Source organism: Streptomyces sp. GbtcB7, from assembly GCF_019091445.1.
GTDB lineage: Bacteria > Actinomycetota > Actinomycetes > Streptomycetales > Streptomycetaceae > Streptomyces > Streptomyces mirabilis.
Genome location: NZ_JAGXJM010000001.1, coordinates 96,321 through 121,939 on the forward strand (window position 1 = coordinate 96,321; position 25,619 = coordinate 121,939).

Below are 25,619 nucleotides of genomic sequence, written 5' to 3' on the forward strand. Positions count from 1 at the left end.
CAGTCTGTCACTCTGTCCGTGTCGCCTGAGGCGTATTCGTCCGAACTGCTCAGGGAGCCGCACAGTGGGGGCCATTCCGACGCAACGGGAGTCGCAACCGGACTCCATGGCGCTCGCCCCTGGTACGCCCGCGCACTACCGCGTGGGTCAGGAAGCCATGGCGCGCGCCGCGCTGCCGGGCACCCCGCTCGCGCCCGGCGCCGCCCGCCGCATGGTGCGCGAGACGCTCGCCGACTGGGGGGAACTGGCCCTGCCCGGCGCCGAGATCGTCCGCGAGCGCCTCGCCGAGGACGCCGTCCTGGTCGTCAGCGAACTCGTCACCAACGCCGTCGTGCACGCGGGCACCGACGTCGAGCTGCTGTGCCGGCTGGAGATCACCGACGGCGGCGCGGTGGGCGCGGTGGTCGTCGAGGTCTCCGACCACCATCCCTCGCGGGCGGTACGCGAGGAGTCGGCCGAACGGGCTTACGGCACACCGGAGTACGGGCGGGGGCTGCGGTTGGTCGCCTCACTGTCGGAGGCGTGGGGGATCACGTATCGGACCGGGGTCAAGACCGTGTGGGCGCGGCTGCCTGTGGACGGGGGGCTGGGTGAGGAGGGGCTGGGTGTTCAGGGTGGGTTGGGTGTCGAGGGTGAGTTGGGTGTTGAAGGTGGGCTGAGTGTTGAAGGTGGGTTGGGTGTTGGTGGTGGGCTGAGTGTTGGTGGTGGGTTGGGCGTTGAGCGTGGGCTGAGTGTGGGTGGTGGGTTCGGTGCCGATGGGGGGAGGGGTGTCGGGCCGGGAATGACGGACGCCATGGGACTGTCCGCCGGTTCGGGGTTGGCCGACGGAATCGGACTGCCGGACGGAATCGGACTGCCGGGCGGGACGGGACTGGCTGGAGAGACGGGACTGGTCGGAGAGACGGGGCCGGTCGGCGGGACGTTCGCTGCTGGACAGCGGCACAGGCCGCGACAGGACGGCGACTGGCTCAACCGCGGCGCTCTCTCCTTCCTCGCCGAGGCCTCCGACCTGCTCGCCGGGCAGCTCGACGAGGACCTCGTGGCCGCGCTCGCCGGGCAGCTCCTCGTGCCGCGGCTCGCCGACTGGTGTGCCGTATGGCTGGAGGACGAGGCCACCGACCGGGCGGGTGGGCTCGGGCTGGCCCTGGGACCCCGACTCGCCCGCGTCTGGCACGGCAGTGAGAACCGGATCGAGGAGCTGCGGCAGGCCCTGGAGAAGGATCCGCCACGGTTGCCGGACTCGGTGCGGTCCCGGGCGGTGCCGGTGCCCTGGCCGGGGGAGGCGTCAGGGCCGGGGGAGGCGTTAGGTACGGGGCAGGGGCAGGGGCACGGACAGGGTGGCGCGGGCGGGGTGAGCGGGGCGGCGCTCGCGTACCGGCTGATCGCGGGTGGCCGGCCGCTCGGCACCCTCGTCATCGGCCGGGCCGGACTGACCGCCTTCCCCGACGAGATCACCGGGCTCGTCGAGGACCTCAGCCGACGGATCGCCCTCGCCATCGGCGCGGCCCGCCAGTACGCGCGCCAGGCCACCATCAGCCGGGTCCTCCAGCGCGGCCTGCTGCCCGGCGCGGTCGCCGAGATCCCCGGGGTGCGCAGCGCCCTCGTGTACGAGCCGCTCGACAAGGGCGGACCCAGCGGTGACTTCTACGACCTGTTCCCCGCGGGCGACGGACGCTGGTGCTTCGTCCTCGGCGACGTCCAGGGCAAGGGGCCCGAGGCCGCCGTCGTGATCGGCCTCGCCCGGCCCTGGGTGCGACTGCTGGCCCGCGAGGGCTACCACGTCGCGGACGTCCTCGACCGCCTCAACCAGCTCCTCCTCGACGACGCGACGGAGGCGGCGGACGCGGCGGCCCGTGCGCTGGTGGCGGCTGGCGGGCCGGGTCTCGGCCCCGATGAGGGTCCGCAGACCCGTTTCCTCTCCATGCTGTACGGCGAGCTGGTGCCCTTCGAGGGCGGCGTACGCTGCACCCTCGCCTCCGCCGGGCACCCGCTGCCGCTGATTCTCGGCCCGGACGGCGACGTACGGGAAGTGGCCGAGCCGCAGACCCTCCTCGGGGTCTTCGAGGACGCGACCTACGTCTCCGAGACCTTCGACCTGTACCCCGGTGACACCGTCCTGTGTGTTACCGACGGGGTGACGGAGCGCCGCAGCGGGCCCCGCCAGTTCGATGACGACGAAGGGCTCGCGGAGGCCCTCGCGGGCTGTACGGGGCTGAGCGCGGAGCTCGTCGCGGAACGGATCCGGCGGCTCGTGCACGAGTTCGGCAGCAAGCCGCCGGAGGACGACCTGGCGTTGTTGGTGCTGCAGGCGGAGTGGACGGAGTAAGGCGGAGTCGGGGGAGCGGGGAGAGCGGGAGGAGCGGGGGAGAGAGAAACCGCAGGTGAGTGGCTGGAAAGGGGTATGCGGCCGGGTACGGGACAATGGAAGGCATGCCTTCCGCACTTCCCGACGGTGAGCCCGTCCCCGACGACGGGGCGCTGCCCGCGCACGCCCTGGCCGGAGCCGCCGAGCGACCCCTCGGTTTCTACCTCCACGTGCCGTACTGCGCGACCCGCTGCGGCTACTGCGACTTCAACACCTACACGGCGACCGAGCTGCGGGGCACGGGAGGCGTGCTCGCCTCCCGCGACAACTACGCGGACACGCTGATCGACGAGGTCCGGCTCGCCCGCAAGGTCCTCGGCGACGACCCGCGACCCGTTCGTACGGTGTTCGTCGGCGGCGGTACGCCCACGCTGCTGGCCGCCGACGATCTCGTACGGATGCTGGGGGCGATCCGGGACGAGTTCGGGCTCGCGGACGACGCGGAGATCACGACCGAGGCGAACCCGGAGTCGGTTGATCCGCGGTATCTGGAGACGCTCAGGGCCGGAGGGTTCAACCGGATCTCCTTCGGCATGCAGAGTGCCCGGCAGCATGTCCTCAAGGTGCTCGACCGTACGCACACCCCCGGCCGGCCCGAGGCGTGTGTCGCGGAGGCGCGAGCGGTCGGGTTCGAGCATGTGAACCTCGACCTGATCTACGGCACGCCCGGTGAGTCCGACGACGACTGGCGGGCCTCGCTCGACGCCGCGCTCGGTGCCGGGCCCGACCATGTGTCCGCGTACGCGCTGATCGTCGAGGAGGGGACGCAGCTCGCCCGTCGTATCCGGCGGGGCGAGGTGCCGATGACGGACGACGATGTGCATGCGGACCGGTATCTGATCGCCGACGAGGTGCTCTCCGGGGCGGGGTTCGACTGGTACGAGGTGTCCAACTGGGCCACTTCCGCCGCCGGGCGGTGCCTTCACAACGAGCTGTACTGGCGGGGTGCCGACTGGTGGGGGGCCGGGCCCGGGGCCCACAGCCATGTGGGCGGGGTGCGGTGGTGGAACGTGAAGCATCCCGGGGCGTATGCGGGGGCGTTGGCCGCGGGGCGGTCTCCCGGGGCGGGGCGTGAGCTGCTCTCGGAGGAGGACCGGCGGGTGGAGCGGATTCTGCTGGAGCTGCGGCTTCGGGAGGGGTGTCCGTTGTCGCTGCTGCGGGCGGAGGGGCTTGCGGCGGCGGGGCGTGCGTTGTCGGAGGGGTTGCTCGAATCCGGGGCGTATGGCGAGGGGCGGGCGGTCCTTACGTTGCGGGGGCGGTTGCTGGCGGACGCGGTCGTACGAGACCTGGTGGACTGAGGGGGCTGCGCCCCCACTCCCCGGCTGTGTTCTTCGGCTGCGGGTGGGTGGGGGTTGTTCGCGCAGTTCCTCGCGCCCCTGGGGGGTCGGGGCTGCGCTCCGGATCCCCGGCCGAGCGGGGTTCTTCGGCTGCGGGTGGGTGGGGGTTGTTCGCGCAGTTCCTCGCGCCCCTGGGGGGTCGGGGCTGGGCCCCGGATCCCCGGCCTCACGTTGTTCTTCGGCTGCGGGCCGGTGGGGGTTGTTCGCGCAGTTCCCCGCGCCCCTGGGGGATCGGGGCTGCGCCCCGGATCCCCGGCTGCGGGCCGGTGGGGGCTGGTCGCGCAGTTCCCCGCGCCGCTGAAGACCTCGGGTCGTCCGGAGTTCCAGGGCGAGGCCGGGGGACGCACCCCACCCACCCCGGTCCACGCCTTCCAGCCCGTCCGGCGTCTGAGGACGAGGCCGGAGGCCGATGACCCGCCCACCCCGGTGCGCGTCTTCAGGCCGTCCGGCGTTTGAGGGCGTGGCCGTTCAGGCCGATGAGGGTCTGGGGGCGTAGCCCACAGGGATGGGACGGGTAGGGGCGGCGGGGGCGAGGAAGTGTGTTGTCAGTGCGGGGCTGTGACGAAGTCGATGAGTTCTTCTACTCGGCCCAGGAGTTCCGGCTGCAGGTCCTTGTAGGAGTGGACGCGGGACAGGATGTGCTGCCAGGCGGCGCCGGTGTTGTCGGGCCAGCCGAGGGCGCGGCAGACGCCGGTTTTCCAGTCCTGGCCGTGGGGGACCCGGGGCCAGGACGGGATGCCTACGGAGGACGGTTTCACGGCTTCCCAGATGTCGATGTAGGGGTGGCCGAGGACCAGGGCGTGATCGCTCGTGACCGACGCCGCGATACGGGACTCCTTGCTGCCGGGCACCAGGTGGTCGACGAGGACGCCGAGGCGGGCGTCCGGGCCGGGTGAGAAGTCCGCCACGATCGCGGGCAGGTCGTCGACGCCCTCCAGGTACTCGACCACGACGCCCTCGATGCGCAGATCGTCGCCCCAGACCCGTTCGACCAGCTCGGCGTCGTGGCGGCCCTCCACGTAGATCCGGCCGGCACGGGCGACCCGGGCCCGCGCACCGGGGACGGCCACCGAACCGGAGGCCGTGCGGGTGGGACGGGTGATGGTGGAGGAAGGGCGGGTGAGAGTGACCACTTGGCCCTCCAGGAGGAAGCCGCGCGGTTCCAGGGGGAACACGCGGTGCTTGCCGAAGCGGTCCTCCAGCGTCACCGTGCCCGCCTCGCAGCGGATCACCGCACCGCAGAAACCGGTACCCGGCTCCTCGACCACCAGGCCCGGCTCCGCCGGAACCTCCGGCACGGGCTTGGGCTTCTTCCACGGCGGAGTCAGGTCCGGAGAGTACTGGCGCATTCGGATGACGATAGGAGAAGCCCGGCGGCGCTCAACGCGACACGCCGAAATCCGACGCGTCGAAACCCGGCGTGGCGAGACCCGGCACGCCGAAACCCGACACGCCGAAACGCGCGGCCAGCGCGTCCCGCTGGGACCGCACGAACCCGGCGTCCACGACCGCTCCGTGACCGGGCACGTACAGCGCGTCCTCGCCCCCGAGTTCGAGCAACCTGTCGAGGGCCCCGGGCCAGCGTGACGGTACGGCATCGGGGCCCGCCTGGGGCTCGCCGGACTCCTCGACCAGGTCGCCGCAGAACACCACCGTCGGCTCGCCCGGCACCACGACCACGAGGTCGTGGGCGGTGTGGCCCTCGCCCGTCCGCACCAGCAGGACCTCGACGCCGCCGGTCAGCTCGAGATGCCGGGTGCCCCACACGTAGTGCCGGGGACGCACCAGGGTGTCCGCCGCGTCCTCCGCCGCCCGCGCGTCCAGCCCGCCCCGTACCGCGTCCGTGTACAGCTCCTCGCGCCCGTGCTCGTACACCTCGGCCGAGCCGCCCGCGACGAGGACCTCCGCGCCCGCGAACGCCGCCGCGCCCAAGACGTGGTCGAAGTGGGGGTGGGTGAGCGCGAGGAAGGTCACACGGCGGCCGGCGAGCGCCTGCGCCTCCCCGCGCAACCGTGCGCCCTCCGCGAGGCTCGACCCCGCGTCGACGATCAGCGCCCCGCCCTCGCCCACGACCAGCCCGACCGTGCAGTCCCAGACCGGAAGCCGCCGCCGCCCCACCCGCGGTGTCAGCCGCTCCCACCCTGCCTCTTCCCAAGTCACCTTCATACGCCGACGCTAGCGGTGAGAGCGTGGACGGTACGACATCGCGGGCAGGGACGGTGTGACATCACGGGACACGTCGGTGTACGTCCGTGCACCTTGCACAAGATCGCGGGGCCGCCCTTGCCGGGGCCGTACCCACCGGCCGTACACTGGGCCGGGGAATGCTGGCACTCGCACGCGCTGAGTGCCAAGCGAGGCGCCGAGGGGTCGAGAGCTGGAGGTGTGCGCGATGCTCAGTGAACGCAGGCTCGAAGTGCTGCGCGCCATCGTCCAGGACTATGTCGGCACCGACGAGCCGGTCGCGGTCGGGTCCAAGGCGCTGACCGAGCGGCACCGGCTGGGAGTGTCCCCGGCCACCGTCCGCAACGACATGGCGGCCCTGGAGGACGAGGGGTACATCGCCCAGCCGCACACCAGCGCCGGGCGGATCCCCACCGACAAGGGCTACCGGCTCTTCGTCGACAAGCTCGCCGGCGTCAAGCCGATGACCGCGCCCGAGCGGCGGGCCATTCAGAACTTCCTGGACGGCGCGGTCGACCTGGACGACGTCGTCGGGCGGACGGTGCGGCTGCTCGCGCAGCTGACCCGGCAGGTCGCCGTCGTGCAGTATCCGTCGCTGACGAGATCGACCGTGCGGCACGTGGAGTTGCTGTCCCTCGCCCCTGCCCGTGTGATGCTCGTGCTGATCACGGACACCGGTCGGGTCGAGCAGCGCATGATCGACTGCCCGGCCCCGTTCGGAGAAACGTCTCTCGCGGATCTGCGGGCCCGGCTCAACAGCAGGGTCGCGGGCCGCCGCTTCGCGGACGTCCCGCAGCTCGTGCAGGACCTCCCGGACGCGTTCGAGGCGGAGGACCGAGGTACGGTCGCGACGGTGCTCTCCACTCTTCTGGAGACGCTCGTCGAGGAGACCGAGGAGCGGCTGATGATCGGCGGAACCGCCAATCTGACGCGCTTCGGACATGACTTCCCTCTCACCATCCGGCCGGTGCTCGAAGCGCTGGAGGAGCAGGTCGTGCTTCTCAAGTTGCTTGGTGAGGCCGGGGATTCGAGCATGACCGTGCGAATCGGTCACGAGAACGCGTATGAGGGACTCAACTCCACGTCCGTGGTCTCGGTCGGCTACGGTTCGGGCGGCGAGGCAGTAGCCAAACTCGGCGTGGTCGGCCCGACCCGCATGGATTACCCGGGAACGATGGGAGCGGTACGCGCAGTGGCACGGTACGTCGGACAGATCCTGGCGGAGTCGTAAGTGGCCACGGACTACTACGCCGTACTCGGCGTGCGCCGCGACGCGTCCCAGGACGAGATCAAGAAGGCCTTCCGGCGGCTCGCACGCGAGCTGCACCCGGACGTCAATCCCGATCCGAAGACGCAGGAGCGGTTCAAGGAGATCAACGCCGCGTACGAGGTGTTGTCGGACCCGCAGAAGAAGCAGGTCTACGACCTCGGCGGCGACCCGCTGTCCCAGTCGGGCGGCGGCGGTGCGGGCGGCTTCGGCGCCGGTGGGTTCGGGAACTTCTCGGACATCATGGACGCCTTCTTCGGTACGGCGTCACAGCGCGGTCCGCGGTCGCGTACGCGGCGTGGCCAGGACGCCATGATCCGGCTCGAGATCGAGCTGGACGAGGCGGCCTTCGGCACGACGAAGGACATCCAGGTCGACACGGCCGTCGTCTGCGCCACCTGCAACGGTGAGGGCGCGGCGCCGGGTACCTCGGCCCAGACCTGTGACATGTGTCGCGGGCGGGGTGAGGTGTCCCAGGTCACGCGGTCCTTCCTCGGGCAGGTCATGACCTCCCGGCCGTGTCCGCAGTGCCAGGGCTTCGGGACCGTCGTCCCGACTCCCTGCCCCGAGTGCGCCGGTGACGGGCGGGTCCGGTCGCGTCGCACGCTGACCGTCAAGATCCCCGCCGGTGTCGACAACGGCACGCGGATCCAGCTCGCGGGCGAGGGCGAGGTCGGGCCCGGTGGCGGTCCCGCCGGTGACCTCTACGTCGAGATCCACGAGCTGCCGCACTCCACGTTCCAGCGGCGCGGGGACGATCTGCACTGCACGGTGACCATTCCGATGACCGCGGCCTCGCTCGGCACCAAGGTGCCGCTGGAGACCCTCGACGGTCTCGAGGAGGTCGACATCCGTCCGGGCACGCAGTCCGGGCAGTCGATTCCGCTGCACGGGCGGGGTGTCACGCATCTGCGGGGCGGTGGCCGCGGTGACCTCATCGTGCACGTCGAGGTGACCACGCCCACGAAGCTCGATCCCGAGCAGGAGCGGTTGCTGCGGGAGCTGGCGCTGCTGCGCGGGGAGGAGCGGCCCACCGGGCAGTTCCAGCCCGGGCAGCAGGGGCTGTTCTCGCGCCTGAAGGACGCGTTCAACGGTCGCTGACGGGTGTTCCTGGGGGCTCCGCCCCCAGGCGCTCGAGCGTCCATCCCGGTGGCCTATGCCAGGCGGAAGGCCCGATTCGGACTTGTTCGGAGGACGTGACAACATGCCGTCATGTCCACCGCACTGACCGATCTCCTCCCTCACCCGATCGTGCAGGCCCCCATGGCGGGCGGCGTCTCCGTCCCGCATCTCGCGGCCGCCGTGTCCGAGGCCGGCGGGCTCGGGTTCCTTGCCGCCGGGTACAAGACCGCCGACGGCATGTACCAGGAGATCAAGCAGTTGCGCGGGCTCACGGGCTGCCCCTTCGGGGTCAATCTGTTCATGCCGCAGCCCGAGTACGCGGACCCCGCCGCGGTCGAGGTCTACGCCCACCAGCTCGCGGGTGAGTCCTCCTGGTACGAGACCGAACTCGGTGAACCGGACAGCGGCCGTGACGACGGCTACGACGCCAAGCTCGCCGTCCTCCTCGACAACCCGGTGCCGGTGGTCTCGTTCCACTTCGGCGTCCCGAGCACCGACGTCCTGGACTCCCTGCGCCGCGCCGGCACCTTCACCGTGATCACCGCGACCACGGCCGAGGAGGCCCTCGCCGTTCAGCGGGCCGGCGCCGACGCGGTCATCGCGCAGGGCGTGGAGGCGGGCGGCCACCAGGGCACCCACCGCGACAACCCGGAGACGGACGGCACCGGTATAGGGCTGCTGTCGCTGATCGCGCAGGTGCGCGAGACCGTGGACATCCCGATCATCGCCGCCGGCGGCATCATGCGCGGCAGCCAGATCGCCGCGGTGCTGGCCGCGGGCGCGAACGCGGCGCAGCTCGGCACCGCGTTCCTCGCCACCCCGGAGTCCGGCGCCAACGCCGTGCACAAGCAGGCGCTGACCAACCCGCTGTTCGTACGGACGGAGCTGACGCGCGCGTTCTCCGGGCGGCCGGCGCGCGGCCTGGTGAACCGCTTCATGCGCGAGCACGGCCCGTACGCGCCCGCCGCGTACCCCGAGGTCCACCACCTCACCTCCCCGCTGCGCAAGGCGGCGGCCAAGGCGGGCGACGCGCAGGGCATGGCGCTGTGGGCGGGGCAGGGGCACCGCATGGCGCGCGACCTGCCCGCCGGGCAGCTGGTGGAGGTGCTGAGCGCGGAGCTGGAGGCGGCCAGGACAGCGTTGTCGGCCGCCGGGGAAGCGGGGGGTGAGGTCCGATGACGGCACCGGTGTTCGTGGTCGAGCACTTCGAGGCGAGCAGCGGCGGACGGTACGTGCTCGACGGCCCGGAGGGGCGCCACGCCGTCTCCGTGAAGCGGCTGAACCCTGGTGAGGACGTCGTCCTCACGGACGGGGCCGGGCGGTGGGCCGAGTGCGTGGTCGTCGCCACCGAGGGCAAGGACCGGCTGATCGTCCAGATGGACTCGTACAGCGAGGAGCCCGCGGAAGAGCCCCGTATCACCGTCGTCCAGGCGCTCCCCAAGGGCGACCGGGGCGAGGTGGCCGTGGAGACGATGACCGAGACCGGCGTCGACGCGATCGTCCCCTGGGCCGCGTCCCGCTGCATCACGCAGTGGAAGGGCGAGCGGGGTCTGAAGGCGCTCGCCAAGTGGCGGGCCACGGCCCGGGAGGCCGGCAAACAGTCGCGCCGGGTGCGCTTCCCTGAGGTCGCGGACGCGGCGACGACCAAACAGGTTGCCGCACTTCTGGCCAGTGCCGACTTCGCGGCGGTGCTGCACGAGGACACGGAGGTCGGCACCGAGCCGTTCGTGACGGCCGCACTCCCCACCTCGGGCGAGATCGTGCTGGTGGTCGGCCCCGAGGGCGGGATCTCCCCCGAGGAGATCGAGCTGTTCACCGGGGTGGGCGCGAAGACGTGCCACCTGGGGCGTACCGTGCTGCGTACATCGACCGCAGGGACGGTGGCGACCGCGTTGCTGATGGCGCGCACCGGCCGCTGGTCCTGACCTCGCGCACGCACGGGGGACGCCTTGGAACTCGCCCAAGTACGGCTGCTCGTCTCGGACTTCCCGGTCTGCTACCACTTCTACGCGGAGGTCCTCGGCCTCAAGCCCCAGTCGGGCGCGACCGAAGGACCGTACGAGAAGTTCAGTCCCACCGTCGGTTCGGCGGGCATCGCGCTCCAGGACCGCGCGATGATGGCCCAAATACTCGGTGAACTGGGCGACTCGGCGAGCGGCCACCGCTCCCTGGTGGTCCTGCGCGTCGACGACCTCGACTCCTACTGCGAGGCCATCACCTCGCGCGGCGCCGTCCTCGTGCACGGCCCGGACTTCATGACGGACCGGATGCGGGTCGCCCACCTCAAGGATCCCGAGGGCAATCTGGTGGAACTTCAGGAGTGGCTCCTCCTGCGGAACTGACAGAGTTTCACGCATATGCGTTCGACGGGGGCGCCCGCGGGTGTGTAGTGGCCGTATGGGGTCTACCGCGACGCCCGTGACAGTGGCACTCTGCCGTCTATGGGGGCATTGATGCGTATTCGACGACTGGCGAGGCGACTGGTGACGGGCCGTCGGGGACCGATGGTCGCCGGGCTCGCCGTGGTGAGCGCCTTCGGGGTGGCCGCGTGCGAACCGGTCGGCGGGCTGAGCGCCTCCGCGGTGGCGTACACGACCGACCGGGCCGGGACCGCGGAGCTGCAGCGGCAGCACGTCGACGTGCAGTACCTGAGCTGCACCGGGTCCTACGGCGGCGGGAACAAGGCCTACACCCCGGGGCACACACCGTCGGCCTCGAGTTCCACGCCCTCCGTGGTGGAGGTGGACTGCCGGGGGCAGACCAAGGACCGGCGGGAGATCACCATCACCGGGAAGGTCACCCGCGAGGTCGAGGGCAAGTGCGTCCGCGGGGACCTGACGGCCAAGGTCGGCGGCAAGCAGTGGTTCCACGTGAACGTACTGGGCAACTGCAACGCCCCGAGCACGCCCTCGTACACGCCCCCCACCTACGGCGCGCCCACCTACCACCGGCCGGGCCCCACCACCACCGTCACGGTGACGAAGACCATGTGGTGCAAGGGCGATCCCACCTGCTGGCCCTCCCAGGGCAAGTGATCCAAACCCCTGTCGGGCCGAGCTGTCCCTGCATAGGGTGATCGGGTGACTCAGTCTGCATCGTCCGCGTCGTCGGTATCGCCCGCGTATCTCCGGTTTCCGCATCTGCACGGCGAGCTGGTCGCCTTCACCGCCGAGGACGACGTCTGGGTCGCCCCCCTCGACGGCGGCGGTCGCGCCTGGCGGGTCAGCGCCGACAACATGCCGGTGAACCACCCCCGCATCTCCCCGGACGGTACGACCGTCGCCTGGACGTCGACCCGCGACGGAGCGCCCGAGGTGCACGCCGCGCCCCTGGAGGGCGGACCGTCCACGCGGCTGACGTACTGGGGGAGTTCGAAGACCCAGGTGCGCGGCTGGACCCCGGACGGGCAGGTGCTCGCGCTCAGCACCCAGGGCCAGGCCAGCCTGCGCCGCAGCTGGGCCCGGGCCGTCCCGCTCGACGGGGGCCCCGCGACCACCCTCCCCTACGGGCCGGTCGGCGATGTGGTCTACGGCGATCCGGGTGTGCTGCTGCTGTCCGCTCCCATGGGGCGCGAGGCCGCCTGGTGGAAGCGGTACCGGGGCGGCACGGCGGGCAAGTTGTGGATCGACAGGGCCGGCGGCGACGGAGTGGGGGCTGGCGAGTTCGTACGGCTGCACGAGGACCTGGACGGGAACCTCGAATACCCCCTGTGGGTGGGGGAGCGCGTCGCCTTCCTGTCCGACCACGAGGGTGTCGGAGCGCTCTACTCCTCCCTCGCCGACGGCTCCGATCTGCGCCGGCACACGCCGATCGACGGCTTCTACGCCCGGCACGCGGCGACCGACGGCGCCCGGGTCGTGTACGCGTCCGCCGGTGAACTGTGGCTCCTCGACGACCTGGACGGCGCCGAGCCGCGCCGGCTCGACCTGCGGCTCGGCGGACAGCGCGTCGACCAGCAGCCGCACCTCGTGAGCGCCTCCCGCTGGTTCTCGGCCGCCGCCCCCGACCACACCGGACGCGGCAGCGCGGTCTCCGTGCGCGGCGCCGTGCACTGGGTCACCCACCGCTCCGGACCGGCCCGCGCGCTCGCCGCCCGGCCCGGTGTGCGCGCCCGGCTGCCCCGCGCCTTCCGGGTGGAGGGCGAGGAGTACGTGGTGTGGGTGACGGACGCGGCGGGCGACGACGCGCTGGAGTTCGCCCCGGCGACCGGTCTCGCGCCCGGAGCGACCCCGCGCCGGCTCGCCGCCGGACAACTGGGACGGGTCCTCGGGCTCGCCATGGCACCCGACGGCAGCCGCGCCGCCGTCGCCTCGCACGACGGACGGGTGCTGCTCATCGAGCGGGAGACCGGCGAGGTACGGGACGTCGACCGGAGCGAGGACGGCGAGGTCTCCGGGCTCGTCTTCTCGCCCGACTCCGCCTGGCTCGCCTGGTCGCACCCCGGCCCGCGCCCGCTGCGCCAGCTCAAGCTGGCCAACACCGCAGACCTGTCGGTGACCGAGGCGACCCCGCTGCGCTTCCGTGACTACGCACCCGCGTTCACCCTCGACGGCAAGCACCTCGCCTTCCTCTCGGCCCGCTCCTTCGACCCCGTCTACGACGAACACGTCTTCGACCTCGCGTTCGTCGGGGGCTCCCGGCCGCATCTGATCACCCTGGCCGCGACCACCCCGTCCCCCTTCGGACCGCAGCGACACGGCCGCCCCTTCGAGGCACCCGACAAGGACGAGACACCCGACAGCGAGGGCGCCCCCACCACCCGTATCGACCTCGACGGACTCGCCGACCGGATCGTCCCGTTCCCCGTCGAGGCGGCCCGCTACTCGACCCTGCGCGCCGCCAAGGACGGGCTGCTGTGGCTGCGCCACCCGGTCGTCGGAGTCCTCGGCGCCTCCCGCGCCACCCCGGACGACCCGGACCCGAAGACCGAACTGGAGCGGTACGACCTCGCCCAGCAGCGCGTCGAGCACCTCGCCGCGGACGCCGACCACTTCGCCGTCAGCGGCGACGGCAAACGCGTCCTGCTGTGGACCGACGGCAAGCTCAAGGTCGTCCCCAGTGACCGCCGCGCCTCGAACGACGACGAGAGCGACACGAACATCACCGTCGACCTCTCCCGGGTCCGCCAGACCGTCGACCCGGCCGCCGAGTGGCGGCAGATGTACGACGAGACCGGCCGCCTCATGCGCGACAACTTCTGGCGGCCCGACCTGGGCGGGGTCGACTGGGAAGGCGTACTGGAGAGGTACCGGCCGGTGCTCGAACGGGTCGCCACCCACGACGACCTCGTCGACCTGCTGTGGGAGGTGCAGGGCGAGCTCGGCACCTCCCACGCGTACGTGACCCCGCGCGGCGGCTGGGGCGGCGGCGACCGGGCGCAGGGACTGCTCGGGGCGGACATCTCCCGTCACGAGGACGGCAGTTGGCGCATCGACCGGATCCTTCCCTCGGAGACGTCCGACCCGGACGCGCGGGCGCCGCTCGCCGCGCCCGGCGTCGCGGTGCGCGCGGGGGACGCGATCGTCGCGGTCGCCGGGCAGCCGGTGGACCCGGTGGCCGGACCCGGGCCGCTGCTCGTCGGCACCGCGGGCAAGCCGGTCGAGCTGACCGTCTCCCCGTCGGGCGGCGGCGATCCGCGGCACGCCGTCGTCGTCCCGCTCGCCGACGAGGAGCCGCTGCGCTACCACGCCTGGGTCGCGGACCGGCGCGCCTACGTCCACGAGAAGTCCGGCGGACGGCTCGGCTATCTCCATGTGCCCGACATGCAGGCGCCCGGCTGGGCCCAGATCCACCGCGACCTGCGGATCGAGGTGGCCAGGGAGGGGCTGGTCGTGGACGTCCGGGAGAACCGCGGCGGCCACACCTCCCAGTTGGTCGTGGAGAAGCTCGCGCGGCGGATCGTGGGCTGGGACCTGCCGCGCGGGATGCGGCCGTACAGCTATCCGGAGGACGCGCCGCGCGGACCGGTCGTCGCCGTCGCCAACGAGTTCTCCGGCTCGGACGGCGACATCGTCAACGCGGCGATCAAGGCGCTGGGCATCGGGCCGGTCGTCGGGACGCGGACGTGGGGCGGGGTCGTCGGCATCGACAGCCGGTACCGGCTCGTCGACGGCACCCTCGTCACCCAGCCCAAGTACGCGTTCTGGCTGGACGGTTACGGGTGGGGCGTGGAGAACCACGGTGTCGACCCGGACGTCGAGGTCGTCCAGGCGCCGCAGGACTACGCGGCCGGGCGCGACGCGCAGCTCGACGAGGCGATCCGGATCGCGCTGGCCGCGCTCGCGGAGAACCCGGCGAAGGCGGCACCGACGCTGCCGGAGCTCTGATCCGGGCACCCACCCGCACCTACTGAGGCCGATACGATGCACGACGTAATGATCAGACGGCGTGAGGAGGCACACGCATGACGGGAGAACCGCAGGACGACTGCTTGTTCTGCAAGATCGTCGCGGGGCACGTTCCCGCGAACGTCGTCCGGGAGACCGACACGACCGTCGCCTTCCGCGACATAAACCCCCAGGCGCCCACGCACATCCTGGTCATCCCCAAGGTGCACCACCCGGACGTGGCCTCCCTCGCCGCCGCCGAGCCCGCCATCGCCGCGGACCTGCTGCGCGAGGCCGGCGAGGTGGCGTCCGAGGAGAAGCTGGAGAGCTACCGCATCGTGTTCAACACGGGCGGCGGCGCGGGCCAGACCGTCTTCCACGCGCACGCCCACCTCCTGGGCGGCCGTGGCATGCAGTGGCCGCCGGGGTAACCGACCTTGTCCGTACGTGAACTGGTGGTCCTCGGCACCGCCAGCCAGGTCCCCACCCGGCACCGCAACCACAACGGCTATCTGCTGCGCTGGGACGGGGAGGGCCTGCTCTTCGACCCCGGTGAGGGCACCCAGCGGCAGATGCTGCGGGCCGGGGTCGCCGCGCACGACCTGCACCGGATCTGCGTCACCCACTTCCACGGCGACCACTCCCTCGGCCTCGCCGGGGTGATCCAGCGCATTAACCTCGACCGTGTCCCGCACTCGGTGACCGCGCACTACCCGCGCTCCGGGCAGCGCTTCTTCGACCGGTTGCGGTACGCGACGGCCTACCGCGAGACCGTCGAGCTGACCGAGGCACCGGTCGAGGCGGACGGGGTGCTCGCGACCACCCCCTCGTACACCCTGGAGGCCCGCAGGCTCTCCCACCCCGTGGAGTCCTTCGGCTACCGGCTGATCGAGCCGGACGGTCGGCGGATGCTGCCGGAGCTGCTCGCGGAGCACGGGATCAAGGGGCCGGACGTGGGGCGGATCCAGCGCGAGGGCGCGCTCGGCGGGGTCTCGCTCGACGACGTGAGCGAGGTGCGCCGCGGACAGCGGTTCGCGTTCGTCATGGACACGCGGCTGTGCGAGGGCGTGGACGCCCTCGCCGAGGGCTGCGATCTCCTCGTCATCGAGTCGACGTTCCTGGACGGCGATCACCAACTCGCCGTCGATCACGGTCACCTGACGGCCGGTCAGGCGGGGCGGGTGGCGCGGGACGCGGGCGTACGGCATCTCGTGCTGACGCACTTCAGCCAGCGGTACTCCGAGCCTGGGGGCACCTCCCGGACGGAGTCTGGGGGAGAGTTCGAGCGCCAGGCCCGGGCCGCCGGGTTCGAGGGGGAGCTGACCGTGGCGCACGACCTGGTGCGGGTGCCGGTGCCGAAGCGGCGATGAGCCGACGCCGTACGAGTCGACGAGGCGTCGTCGCACGAGATCGTCGGTACACACCCGTACGATATTTCGATGCCCCTCCCCAAAGCAGAACTGCACCTCCACATCGAAGGCACTCTCGAACCCGAGCTGGCCTTCGAGCTCGCCGCGCGCAACGGCGTCACGCTCCCTTACGCGGACACCGAGGAGCTGCGCAAGGCGTATCTCTTCGACGACCTCCAGTCGTTCCTGAACCTGTACTACGAGCTCATGGCCGTCCTGCGGACCGAGCAGGACTTCGCCGACCTCGCCGACGCCTACCTCGCACGGGCCGCCGCGCAGGGTGTGAGGCACGCGGAGATCTTCTTCGACCCGCAGGCCCACATCGCCCGGGGCATCGGCATGGGGACGGTCGTCGAGGGGCTGCACCGGGCGCTCTCCCGCAGCGAGGAGACGCACGGCGTCTCCACCCAGCTGATCATGTGCTTCCTGCGCGACGAGTCCGCCGAGTCGGCGCTCGCGACCCTGGAGGCCGCGAAGCCCTACCTCGACCGGATCGTCGGCATCGGCCTCGACTCCGCCGAGGTCGGGCACCCGCCGGTCAAGTTCCGCGAGGTCTACGAGGCCGCCGCCGCGCTCGGCCTGCGCCGCGTCGCCCACGCGGGCGAGGAGGGGCCGCCGGAGTACATCACCGAGGCGCTGGACGTGCTCGGCGTCGAGCGCATCGACCACGGGCTGCGCTGCATGGAGGACCCCGAGCTGGTCGAGCGGCTCGTACGGGACCGGGTGCCGCTGACGCTCTGCCCGCTGTCGAACGTACGGCTGCGCGCCGTGGACGTCCTGGAGGACCACCCGCTGCCCGCGATGCTGGACGCCGGGCTGCTGTGCACGGTCAACTCCGACGACCCCGCGTACTTCGGCGGGTACATCGGAGACACCTTCCACGCCGTGCACGGGGCGCTGGGGCTGGACCGGGAGCGGATGCGGGAACTGGCGCGCAACTCGTTCGTGGCGTCCTTCCTGGAGCACGACGAGGAGCGGCGGGCGCGCTACCTCGCCGAGGTCGAGGCGTACGAGTTCGGGTAGGCCGCAGCGGGACTACCTGCTTCCGGGCCCCGGTCCGGCCACCGCACCCGCGGTCGCCTGCCGGGGTCCTGCCGTGTCGTACGCCGTCCGGGGTGCCGGGACGGCGTCCAGCGGGATCTCCACGACCGGGATCTCCACGACCGGGTGCTCCTGTGGGAGCGGCGCGGCGCGCCCGGTGCGCAGGGCCACGGCCGTCATCGGGACGGTGATCAGGAGCAGGCCGAGGGCCAGGATCACGCCCATCCCCGGGTATCCGACCCGCGCGGAGAGCAGACTGCCCGCGAGTGGACCGCACGCCGTGCCGAGCGAGGAGGCGGAGCCGACGAGGACCGCCCACCGGCCGCGCCGGTCCAGGGACGCGGCGAGGCCGATGACGTAGGAGAGCACGACCGGGTAGACCGTGTTCCAGGCGATCTCGCCCGTCGCGAACGACGTCAGGTCGGTGGCCGCCGCGCTGAGCGCGATGCATCCGGCGATCAGGGCCGTGCCCGCGCCGATGGGCAGCGCCCGGCCCAGGCGCTGGCCGAGTGCGCCCGCGCCGATCACCCCGAGCAGCCCCGCGCCGAGCGCCACCGCGAAGACCGCGCCGACGGTCACCTCCGTCAACCCCGCCTGCTGCAGACCGATCCGGCCGCTGACACCCCAGAGTGAATTCTGGGCGAGGGACCAGCAGAGCATCGCGGCGGCCAGGACGAGTCCGGCGCGGCGGTGGGGGAGCGGAGTGGTGGTGGCGCGGAGGGTGCGGGCGGCGGGGGTGTGGGGGGCCTCGGGGGTCCCGGCGCCGGGGAGGTGGCGGGTCACGGGCAGCACGAGCAGCGCGGTGACGGCGATCGCGGCGAGGGGGTGGCCGTGGCCCGGGCCCAGGTGGGGGATCGTCAGATACAGCGCGCCCGCGAGGGCGGAGACGCCCAGCAGGCCCAGGGTGGTGGTGCGGTGGGGGTCGCGCCGGCCGGCGATCCCGGTGGCGGCGACGCTGGTGATCGTGCCGGAACCGAGGCCGCCGACGATCGCGCCGAGGACGACCAGGGGGATGGTCGTCGTGAGGGCGGCGGTGCCGTAGCCGGCGGCGGCCAGGAGCAGGCCGCCGCGGGCGAGCCCGCGGGGGCCGAAGCGGTCCACGCGGGACGCGAGCAGGAAGCCCGCCGTCGCCGAACTCAGCAGCAGGGCGCTGCCGATGGAACCGGCCTCGGTGGCGGAGAGGGGGAGACCCGCGCTCAGCCGGCCGACGGTGGTCGGGAGCAGGTACGGGGCGAGGTACCCGGCCGTGAAAAGGGCGACGAGGGGCCAGGGCGTGGTGGTGCGGGCGGACACGGGCGTTCCCAGGGCATGCGAAAGAGCGGCTCGATAAGGGGGGTTGGGCGGCTGTCGACGGACAGGAACGCGCGGGCAATTTGTATCAAGCGGGTGGGGGTGCGACGTAGGCGGGGAGGTGTGATCCGGGTCACGTTCTGTTTGTGAGGGGAAGAGACGGGTAGGCGCGAGGTTTTCACCCGGCCGTTCATCGGTCCGCTCCGGCCTCGACCGGCGCCGTGCCGTGTGCCGTTTGGTGCACACTGGCCTGAATCCGCACCACCTCAGGGAGCGCACCGTGATCGAGACCAACGGAGAGCGACCGTACTGTCACGCTCACGTCGACCCGCTCGCCGGTCTGCGCACCCCTCAGGACCCGCCCTGGGACGTCTACCTCACCGGCACCGTCTTCCTCGACATCATCTTCACCGGGCTCGACACCGCCCCGGTGCGCGGCACCGAGTCCTGGGCGCGCGGGATGGGGTCGAGCCCCGGCGGCGTCGCCAACATGGCGACCGCGCTCGCCCGCCTCGGCCTCAAGACCTCCCTGGCGGCGGCCTTCGGGGACGACCACTACGGGGAGTACTGCTGGGACGCCCTGGAACAGGGCGAGGGCATCGACCTCGCCCCCTCGCGCACCGTGCCCGACTGGCACTCGCCGGTCACCGTGTCGATGGCGTACGAGGGCGAGCGGACGATGGTCAGCCACGGGCACGAGCCGCCGCCGGAGGAGCCGGCGCCGGAACACGCCCCCCGCGCGCGTGCCGCCGTCGCCTCGCTGACGCCCGGTACGCGCGCGCACTGGATCGCCGAGTCCGCGCGTGCGGGCACCCGGATCTTCGCGGACGTCGGCTGGGACGACACCGGACGCTGGGACCTGGCCGGGCTCGCGGACCTGGAGCACTGCGAGGCGTTCCTGCCCAACGCGGACGAGGCGATGCGGTACACGGGCGCGGACTGCCCGCGGGCCGCCGCGCACGCGCTGACCGAGTACGTGCCACTGGCCGTCGTCACCCTCGGCGCCGAGGGCGCGTACGCCGTGGACGGCCGTACCGGGGAGACCGCCGAGGTCCCCGCGATCGCCGTGGAGGCCCTCGATCCCACCGGTGCCGGTGACGTCTTCGTCGCCGGGTTCGTGATGGGCACCCTCGCCGACTGGCCGCTCGCCGACCGGCTCGCCTTCGCCGGGCTGACCGCCGCGCTCTCCGTCCAGGAGTTCGGCGGGTCCCTCTCGGCGCCCGGCTGGGCCGAGATCGCGGCGTGGTGGCGCCGGGTCCAGTCCGTCGACGACCAGGAACCGGCCGCGCTCCGCCGGTACGCCTTCCTGGAGAGCCTCCTCCCGGAGGTGACCCGTCCGTGGCCGCTGCGGCGGGCGGTCCCGACCATCGGCTTCCGCCGGTCGGCCTGACGCTCCCCGCCCCGCGCGACCGGTTCCGCGTGCCTTTGGGTTCAGGGCCTCGCCCCGGACCCCGAACCCGCGCCGAAAAGCCCTACGGCACTGTCACCCCACCGTCGTACCCTTGGAACCGCAAGGCTGCCCCCGTGGCAAGCGTGCCGATCAAGGAGGAAAAGCAGGCCTACAGAGCCGGCCCATGACTCAGACACCCACAGCTCACAGCCCCGGTTCGGGGCAGGCACGAGCGCATTTCACCGTCCCGGCCAAGCACCCCATGGTGACCGTGCTGGGTTCCGGAGACGCGCTGCTTCGCGTGATCGAGAAGGCCTTCCCGGCGGCCGACATCCACGTCCGGGGCAATGAGATCAGTGCGGTCGGCGACGCCGGTGAAGTCGCTCTCGTCCAGCGCCTGTTCGACGAGATGATGCTGGTGCTCCGCACGGGGCAGCCGATGACGGAGGACGCAGTGGAACGCTCGATCGCCATGCTCAGGGCGAGCGAGAACGGGGAGGGCGACGGTCAGGAAACCCCTGCCGAAGTGCTCACGCAGAACATCCTGTCCTCGCGCGGCCGCACCATCCGACCCAAGACGCTCAACCAGAAGCGGTACGTCGACGCCATCGACAAGCACACCATCGTCTTCGGCATCGGCCCCGCCGGCACCGGCAAGACGTACCTCGCGATGGCGAAGGCCGTACAGGCGCTCCAGTCCAAGCAGGTCAACCGGATCATCCTCACCCGCCCCGCGGTGGAGGCGGGCGAGCGGCTCGGCTTCCTGCCCGGCACGCTCTACGAGAAGATCGACCCCTACCTGCGGCCCCTCTACGACGCGCTGCACGACATGCTCGACCCCGATTCCATCCCGCGGCTCATGGCGGCGGGGACCATCGAGGTCGCGCCGCTCGCCTACATGCGTGGTCGCACCCTGAACGACGCCTTCATCATCCTGGACGAGGCCCAGAACACGAGCGCCGAGCAGATGAAGATGTTCCTCACCCGTCTCGGCTTCGAGTCGAAGATCGTGGTCACGGGCGACGTGACGCAGGTCGACCTCCCGAACGGGACGAAGTCGGGCCTGCGCCAGGTCCAGGACATCCTGGAGGGCCTCGACGACGTCCACTTCTCGCGGCTCACGTCCCACGATGTCGTACGGCACAAGCTGGTCGGCCGTATCGTCGACGCGTACGAGAAGTACGACAGCGAGAACGGCACCGAGAACGGCTCCCACAAGAGCCGCGGCAAAGCCGGCCACAAGGGGAAGTAGACAAGCGAGCACCATGTCGATCGACGTCAACAACGAGTCCGGAACCGAGGTCGACGAGCAGGCGATCCTCGACATCGCCCGCTACGCACTCGCGCGGATGCGCATCCACCCGCTCTCCGAACTCTCGGTGATCGTCGTGGACGCCGACGCCATGGAGCAGCTCCACATCCAGTGGATGGACCTTCCGGGGCCCACCGACGTGATGTCGTTCCCCATGGACGAACTGCGGCCGCCGTCCAAGGACGACGACGAGCCCCCGCAGGGACTCCTCGGCGACATCGTGCTCTGCCCGGAAGTCGCCGAGCGGCAGGGCAAGGAAGCTCCCACGCAGCACTCCATGGACGAGGAACTGCACCTCCTCACCGTCCATGGAGTGCTGCACCTGCTCGGCTACGACCACGAGGAGGCGGACGAGAAGGCCGAGATGTTCGGTCTGCAGGCCGCCATCGTGGACGGCTGGCGCGCGGAGAAGGGCATGACGGGCCCCTCGCCGGCCCCGACCGTTTCATGAGTCCGCAGCTCGTCATCGGCGCCATCGCGCTGGTCGTGGTCGCCTGGCTCGCCGCCTGCGCGGAGGCGGGCCTCGCGCGTGTCTCCAGCTTCCGCGCGGAGGAGGCCGTACGGTCCGGGCGGCGCGGCAGTGCCAAGCTCGCCCAGGTCGCCGCTGACCCGACCCGCTATCTGAACGTGGCACTGCTGGTGCGCGTGGCCTGCGAGATGGCCGCCGCCGCGCTCGTCACGTACGCCTGCCTGAAGGAGTTCGACGAGACCTGGGAGGCCCTCGTCGTCGCCATCGGGGTCATGGTCCTCGTCTCGTACGTCGCCGTGGGCGTCTCGCCGCGCACCATCGGCCGCCAGCACCCGCTGAACACGGCGACGGCGGCCTCGTACGTCCTGCTGCCGCTGGCCAGGATCATGGGCCCGATCCCGCCCCTCCTCATCCTCATCGGCAACGCGCTGACGCCCGGCAAGGGCTTTAGGCGCGGTCCGTTCGCCTCCGAGGCCGAGCTGCGCGCGCTGGTCGACCTCGCCGAGAAGGAGTCCCTGATCGAGGACGAGGAGCGCCGCATGGTGCACTCCGTCTTCGAGCTGGGCGACACCCTCGTACGAGAGGTGATGGTGCCGAGGACCGACCTCGTCGTCATCGAGCGGTACAAGACCATCCGCCAGGCCCTCACCCTGGCGCTGAGGTCCGGCTTCTCGCGCATCCCCGTCACGGGGGAGAGCGAGGACGACGTCGTCGGGATCGTGTACCTGAAGGACCTGGCCCGCAAGACGCACATCAGCCGTGAGACCGAGTCCGAGCTCGTGTCCACGGCCATGCGGCCCGCGACCTTCGTGCCCGACACCAAGAACGCGGGCGACCTGCTGCGCGAGATGCAGCAGGAGCGCAACCACGTCGCCGTCGTCATCGACGAGTACGGCGGCACGGCCGGCATCGTCACCATCGAGGACATCCTCGAGGAGATCGTCGGGGAGATCACCGACGAGTACGACCGTGAGCTGCCGCCCGTGCAGGAGCTCGGCGACGACAGCTACCGGGTGACCGCCCGTCTCGACATCGGCGACCTCGGCGAGCTGTACGGCTTCGAGGCGTACGACGACGAGGACGTGGAGACGGTCGGCGGACTGCTGGCGAAGGCACTGGGGCGGGTTCCGATCGCCGGTGCCTCCTCGGTGGTCGAGCTGCCCGACGGGCGCGAGCTGCGGCTGACGGCGGAGGCCGCGGCCGGGCGCCGGAACAAGATCGTCACGGTGCTCGTCGAACCGGTCGGCCCGGTGGACCCGGAGCCGTCCGAGGAGGAGAAGAAGCCGGAGTGATGCCGTCGGAGAAGGCGATGTGGGCGAAGGAGACGTGGGAGTGAAACCTCAGCAGCTGCGTGCGTTCTGTCTGTCCTTCAACGCGACCGTCGAGGACTTCCCCTTCGCCCCGGACATCTCCGTCTTCAAGGTGCTGGGCAAGCTCTTCGCGCTGACACGACTGGACGCGCGTCCGCTCACGGTCAACCTCAAGTGCGACCCGGAGGACGCGGTCCGGCTGCGCGGCGAGCACCCGGGGCTGATCGTCCCGGGCTATCACATGAACAAGCGGCACTGGAACACGGTGACGGTCGACGGCGAACTCCCGGACCGTCTGGTCCGGGAGCTCGTCGAGGACTCCTACGATCTCGTCGTCGCCGGTCTACCGAAGGCCGAGCGCCTCCGCCTCGACCGGGCGTGAGCGGTCGCGGCCCAGCCCGGCCGCGACCAGCACCGCCGCCGCCAGCACGATCACCGCGTCCAGGGCGAGGACCGTGTGGACACCGGCCAGCAGGTCGCTCGACGTCGTCGCCAGGACACCCAGCAGCGGGATGCCGATCGTGAGGCCGACCTGCTGGGTGGAGGTCACCAGGCCCGTGGCCAGCCCCTGCTCCTCGTCGGGAACGCCCGAGGTCACGGTCAGGCCGTACGAGATGATCGCGCCCAGGTGGCACATGCTGGCCAGCGAGACCGCGGCGGTGGCGAGCCAGACCGACCAGGTGTGGGCGTTCAGCAGCACCAGTCCCGCCACGAACAGGCCCTGACCGGCGAGCGAGCCGACGAGCGTACGGCGGGCGCCGAAGCGGCCGATGACCTTAGGGGCGTACACCCCGGCGACGGCGGACATGACGCCCTGGAACCCGAAGACCAGCCCCGTCTCGAACGCGGACAGGCCGAGGGTCTCCTGCAGGTACAGCGTCAGCGCGAAGACGACCGTCGACATCATCGAGAAGGTGACCAGACCGCCCAGGTTGCCCCACGCCACCGTGCGGCGGCGCAGCATGGGGAGGCTGACGAGCGGAGCGTGGGCGCGGGACTCGATGTACACGAAGGCGGCGAGCAGGAGCACGCCCGCGGCGAGGGTCACGATGACGTCGGTGCCGCCGAAGCCGCGCTCGGCGGCCGTCGACAGGGCGTAGATCAGGGCCAGCAGACCGCCGGTGACGGTGACCGCGCCGGGAACGTCCAGGCGCGGGCGGTCGGGGGTGCGGGACTCGGGCAGCAGGCCCGGGGCCAGTGGCAGCACGATCAGCGCGAAGACCGACAGCAGGCCCATCGTCGAGCGCCAGCTCAGTACGTCGGTCAGGACGCCGCCGGCCACCATGCCGACCGTGAAGCCGAGGGAGAGGAGTGTGCCGGAGATGCCGAGCGCACGGTCGCGCGCCGGGCCCTCGGGGAACGTCGTCGTCAGCAGCGACATGCCCGTCGGCACGATCGCCGCCGCGCCGAGGCCCTGCAACGCCCGGCCCGTCAGGAACGACGCCGGGTCCCAGGCGAAGGTCGCCAGCAGCGAGGCCGTGCCGAAGAGGGCGAGGCCGGTCAGGAAGAGCCTGCGGCGGCCGTACAGGTCACCGATGCGGCCGAAGAGGAGCAGGAAGCCGCCGGACGGCAGTGCGAAGGCGGTGACCGCCCACTGCAGCGCGGACTGGCTCATGCCCAGGTCCTTGCCGAGCACGGGCAGCGCCACGTTCAGTACGGAGAAGTCGAGCGCGACCATGAACTGCGCGGCGCACAGCACGAAGAGGACGAGTTTGTCGCGGGTCGACAGCCGGGTGCCGAGCGGGGAGTGGGCAGTTGGGGAAGCGGATGTGGTTTCGGTGGTGTCGATCGCCATGGCAAGAGCGTGCGGCCGTCGGAATATCCGTGGGGAGCGGGAACTTATGCTGGTGGTCGCACCACCAGTCACCAACAGGGGGATTCACACGTGACGGAGGACGCGCTCAGGACCCACCGACGGCGTGAGCTGCGGGACTTCCTGATGAGCCGCCGGGCGAGGGTGTCACCGACGGAGGCCGGTCTGCCGGACGGCGGGGCCCGCCGCCGCACGCCGGGGCTGCGCCGCGAGGAGGTGGCCGTGCTCGCGGGCGTCGGCGCGTCCTGGTACCAGTGGCTGGAGCAGGGGCGGGACATCTCCGTCTCGCCCCAGGTACTCGACGCGGTCGCCCGCGTCCTGCGGCTCAGCAACGCCGAACGACGCCATCTGTACCTGCTCGCCGGGCTGAACCCGCCCGCGCCGGAGGTCGCGCCCGAGGTCCGGGACATGTGCGACGGGCTGCGGCGGCTGATCGACACGTGGATGCCGTATCCGGCGCACATCATGGACCCCTACTACAACTGCGTCATGTACAACGACGCCGCCGGGATGGTCCTCGGGATGCGGCCCGACAACACGCAGAACTGCATCATCGACTTCTTCACCGACCCGCTGTACCGGGGGCAGTCCCGGACCTGGGAGAAGAACGCGCGCACGGTCGTCGCCCAGTTCCGCGCGTCGTGCGCGGCCGCGCCGGACGACGAGGGGTACCAGGAGGTACTGAGCCAACTCCGGGACGCTTCACCGGAGTTCGCGACGCTGTGGGAGGAGCGGGACATCGAGGACGCCGGGCAGATCCGCAAGGAGCTCGACCACCCGCTCGTCGGGCTGCTCGCCGTCGAGTCCACCGCGATGAAGGTGCCGGCGCGGCCCGACCTCACGATCGTGCTGCACACGCCGCTGCCGGAGGCGAACACGGCGGCGAAGCTGGAGTGGCTGGCCTCGCCGGAGGGCCGACGGGGCTCGATGTATCCGGTGGCGGGCTAGGTCTGTGCGTGCGGCTTCCGATCCCTTCGTATGCTC

Annotated in this window: 22 protein-coding genes; 18 read left to right on the plus strand and 4 right to left on the minus strand. The window is 71.7% G+C overall.

Translation table 11 applies throughout. The annotated features are described in order from the left end of the window. Positions 1 to 64 precede the first annotated feature (64 nt). Both KVT44_RS00380 and hemW read left to right on the plus strand, forming a co-directional pair. Positions 65 to 2,326 carry an ATP-binding SpoIIE family protein phosphatase gene (locus tag KVT44_RS00380; RefSeq protein WP_217565661.1) on the plus strand — a complete coding sequence of 754 codons (2,262 nt, stop codon included), beginning with the start codon at positions 65 to 67 and terminating at the stop codon, positions 2,324 to 2,326. 104 nt (positions 2,327 to 2,430) lie between these two features. Next, entirely contained in the window at positions 2,431 to 3,663 is a 1,233-nt protein-coding gene (gene hemW / locus KVT44_RS00385; RefSeq protein ID WP_099922707.1) for a radical SAM family heme chaperone HemW, read from the plus strand. 584 nt (positions 3,664 to 4,247) lie between these two features. Here hemW and KVT44_RS00390 read toward each other — a convergent pair. Together KVT44_RS00390 and KVT44_RS00395 are read right to left on the minus strand one after the other, a co-directional pair. Next, positions 4,248 to 5,051, minus strand: a complete 804-nt coding sequence (locus KVT44_RS00390; protein ID WP_217565662.1) for a DUF3097 domain-containing protein — start codon at positions 5,049 to 5,051, stop codon at positions 4,248 to 4,250. Between the two features lie 31 nt (positions 5,052 to 5,082). After that, complete coding sequence (locus KVT44_RS00395) at positions 5,083 to 5,868, minus strand: MBL fold metallo-hydrolase (protein ID WP_190168825.1); 786 nt, start codon at positions 5,866 to 5,868, stop codon at positions 5,083 to 5,085. A gap of 226 nt (positions 5,869 to 6,094) precedes the next feature. Here KVT44_RS00395 and hrcA point away from each other — a divergent pair, with 226 nt between their 5' ends. The 10 genes from hrcA (at position 6,095) to KVT44_RS00445 (ending at position 17,033) form a co-directional block, all read left to right on the plus strand. Continuing rightward, entirely contained in the window at positions 6,095 to 7,117 is a 1,023-nt protein-coding gene (gene hrcA, locus KVT44_RS00400; RefSeq protein WP_075032705.1) for a heat-inducible transcriptional repressor HrcA, read from the plus strand. Next, positions 7,118 to 8,254, plus strand: a complete 1,137-nt coding sequence (gene dnaJ, locus KVT44_RS00405) for a molecular chaperone DnaJ (protein WP_054231959.1) — start codon at positions 7,118 to 7,120, stop codon at positions 8,252 to 8,254. It begins immediately after the preceding gene. A gap of 111 nt (positions 8,255 to 8,365) precedes the next feature. Next, on the plus strand, positions 8,366 to 9,454 hold the full coding sequence (locus KVT44_RS00410; RefSeq protein WP_217565663.1) for a nitronate monooxygenase: 1,089 nt from the start codon (positions 8,366 to 8,368) through the stop codon (positions 9,452 to 9,454). After that, entirely contained in the window at positions 9,451 to 10,200 is a 750-nt protein-coding gene (locus tag KVT44_RS00415; protein ID WP_217565664.1) for a 16S rRNA (uracil(1498)-N(3))-methyltransferase, read from the plus strand. Before KVT44_RS00410 ends, KVT44_RS00415 begins: the two co-directional genes overlap by 4 nt. A 24-nt stretch (positions 10,201 to 10,224) precedes the next feature. Continuing rightward, a complete protein-coding gene (locus tag KVT44_RS00420) occupies positions 10,225 to 10,617 on the plus strand; it encodes a VOC family protein (RefSeq protein WP_190168822.1) in 393 nt (130 codons plus the stop codon). Positions 10,618 to 10,728: 111 nt separating this feature from the next. Beyond that, entirely contained in the window at positions 10,729 to 11,310 is a 582-nt protein-coding gene (locus KVT44_RS00425; protein ID WP_229888789.1) for a hypothetical protein, read from the plus strand. 45 nt (positions 11,311 to 11,355) lie between these two features. Beyond that, complete coding sequence (locus KVT44_RS00430; protein WP_217565665.1) at positions 11,356 to 14,601, plus strand: S41 family peptidase; 3,246 nt, start codon at positions 11,356 to 11,358, stop codon at positions 14,599 to 14,601. A 77-nt stretch (positions 14,602 to 14,678) separates the two neighbouring features. Beyond that, a complete protein-coding gene (locus KVT44_RS00435; RefSeq protein ID WP_054231965.1) occupies positions 14,679 to 15,032 on the plus strand; it encodes a histidine triad nucleotide-binding protein in 354 nt (117 codons plus the stop codon). A gap of 6 nt (positions 15,033 to 15,038) precedes the next feature. Continuing rightward, a complete protein-coding gene (locus KVT44_RS00440; protein ID WP_217565666.1) occupies positions 15,039 to 15,971 on the plus strand; it encodes a ribonuclease Z in 933 nt (310 codons plus the stop codon). A gap of 69 nt (positions 15,972 to 16,040) precedes the next feature. Beyond that, positions 16,041 to 17,033: an adenosine deaminase gene (locus KVT44_RS00445; RefSeq protein ID WP_143608046.1), complete on the plus strand. Its 993-nt coding sequence runs from the start codon at positions 16,041 to 16,043 to the stop codon at positions 17,031 to 17,033. Positions 17,034 to 17,045: 12 nt separating this feature from the next. On the opposite strand, the gene KVT44_RS00450 is transcribed toward KVT44_RS00445, so the two are convergent. Beyond that, on the minus strand, positions 17,046 to 18,344 hold the full coding sequence (locus KVT44_RS00450) for a sugar MFS transporter (RefSeq protein ID WP_217565667.1): 1,299 nt from the start codon (positions 18,342 to 18,344) through the stop codon (positions 17,046 to 17,048). A 277-nt stretch (positions 18,345 to 18,621) separates the two neighbouring features. On the opposite strand from KVT44_RS00450, the gene KVT44_RS00455 reads away from it, so the two are divergent. The 5 genes from KVT44_RS00455 to KVT44_RS00475 all read left to right on the plus strand — a co-directional run bounded on the left by KVT44_RS00455 (position 18,622) and on the right by KVT44_RS00475 (position 23,204). After that, positions 18,622 to 19,731, plus strand: a complete 1,110-nt coding sequence (locus tag KVT44_RS00455) for a carbohydrate kinase family protein (RefSeq protein WP_054235446.1) — start codon at positions 18,622 to 18,624, stop codon at positions 19,729 to 19,731. A gap of 184 nt (positions 19,732 to 19,915) precedes the next feature. Then, positions 19,916 to 20,983 (plus strand): PhoH family protein, encoded by a 1,068-nt coding sequence (locus tag KVT44_RS00460; RefSeq protein WP_217565668.1) that lies wholly within the window; start codon positions 19,916 to 19,918, stop codon positions 20,981 to 20,983. 13 nt (positions 20,984 to 20,996) lie between these two features. Next, positions 20,997 to 21,494 carry an rRNA maturation RNase YbeY gene (gene ybeY / locus KVT44_RS00465; protein WP_054235448.1) on the plus strand — a complete coding sequence of 166 codons (498 nt, stop codon included), beginning with the start codon at positions 20,997 to 20,999 and terminating at the stop codon, positions 21,492 to 21,494. Beyond that, entirely contained in the window at positions 21,491 to 22,804 is a 1,314-nt protein-coding gene (locus KVT44_RS00470) for a hemolysin family protein (RefSeq protein ID WP_099922718.1), read from the plus strand. Before ybeY ends, KVT44_RS00470 begins: the two co-directional genes overlap by 4 nt. A 40-nt stretch (positions 22,805 to 22,844) precedes the next feature. Then, positions 22,845 to 23,204, plus strand: a complete 360-nt coding sequence (locus KVT44_RS00475; protein WP_075032692.1) for an MmcQ/YjbR family DNA-binding protein — start codon at positions 22,845 to 22,847, stop codon at positions 23,202 to 23,204. Here KVT44_RS00475 and KVT44_RS00480 read toward each other — a convergent pair. Continuing rightward, positions 23,166 to 24,617 (minus strand): MFS transporter, encoded by a 1,452-nt coding sequence (locus KVT44_RS00480; protein ID WP_217565669.1) that lies wholly within the window; start codon positions 24,615 to 24,617, stop codon positions 23,166 to 23,168. The two genes, KVT44_RS00475 and KVT44_RS00480, sit on opposite strands and share 39 nt — an antisense overlap. 90 nt (positions 24,618 to 24,707) lie before the next feature. On the opposite strand from KVT44_RS00480, the gene KVT44_RS00485 reads away from it, so the two are divergent. Further along, positions 24,708 to 25,583, plus strand: a complete 876-nt coding sequence (locus KVT44_RS00485) for a helix-turn-helix transcriptional regulator (protein ID WP_308313879.1) — start codon at positions 24,708 to 24,710, stop codon at positions 25,581 to 25,583. The last annotated feature ends 36 nt before the right edge of the window (positions 25,584 to 25,619 follow it).

Excerpts from the sequence above, each read along its gene's own strand:
- hemW (WP_099922707.1), top strand. The coding sequence starts at position 2,431 with ATGCCTTCCGCACTTCCCGACGGTGAGCCCGTCCCCGACGACGGGGCG.
- KVT44_RS00390 (WP_217565662.1), bottom strand. The coding sequence starts at position 5,051 with ATGCGCCAGTACTCTCCGGACCTGACTCCGCCGTGGAAGAAGCCCAAG.
- KVT44_RS00395 (WP_190168825.1), bottom strand. The coding sequence starts at position 5,868 with ATGAAGGTGACTTGGGAAGAGGCAGGGTGGGAGCGGCTGACACCGCGG.
- hrcA (WP_075032705.1), top strand. The coding sequence starts at position 6,095 with ATGCTCAGTGAACGCAGGCTCGAAGTGCTGCGCGCCATCGTCCAGGAC.
- KVT44_RS00410 (WP_217565663.1), top strand. The coding sequence starts at position 8,366 with ATGTCCACCGCACTGACCGATCTCCTCCCTCACCCGATCGTGCAGGCC.
- KVT44_RS00415 (WP_217565664.1), top strand. The coding sequence starts at position 9,451 with ATGACGGCACCGGTGTTCGTGGTCGAGCACTTCGAGGCGAGCAGCGGC.
- KVT44_RS00425 (WP_229888789.1), top strand. The coding sequence starts at position 10,729 with ATGCGTATTCGACGACTGGCGAGGCGACTGGTGACGGGCCGTCGGGGA.
- KVT44_RS00435 (WP_054231965.1), top strand. The coding sequence starts at position 14,679 with ATGACGGGAGAACCGCAGGACGACTGCTTGTTCTGCAAGATCGTCGCG.
- KVT44_RS00445 (WP_143608046.1), top strand. The coding sequence starts at position 16,041 with ATGCCCCTCCCCAAAGCAGAACTGCACCTCCACATCGAAGGCACTCTC.
- KVT44_RS00460 (WP_217565668.1), top strand. The coding sequence starts at position 19,916 with ATGACTCAGACACCCACAGCTCACAGCCCCGGTTCGGGGCAGGCACGA.
- ybeY (WP_054235448.1), top strand. The coding sequence starts at position 20,997 with ATGTCGATCGACGTCAACAACGAGTCCGGAACCGAGGTCGACGAGCAG.
- KVT44_RS00470 (WP_099922718.1), top strand. The coding sequence starts at position 21,491 with ATGAGTCCGCAGCTCGTCATCGGCGCCATCGCGCTGGTCGTGGTCGCC.
- KVT44_RS00480 (WP_217565669.1), bottom strand. The coding sequence starts at position 24,617 with ATGGCGATCGACACCACCGAAACCACATCCGCTTCCCCAACTGCCCAC.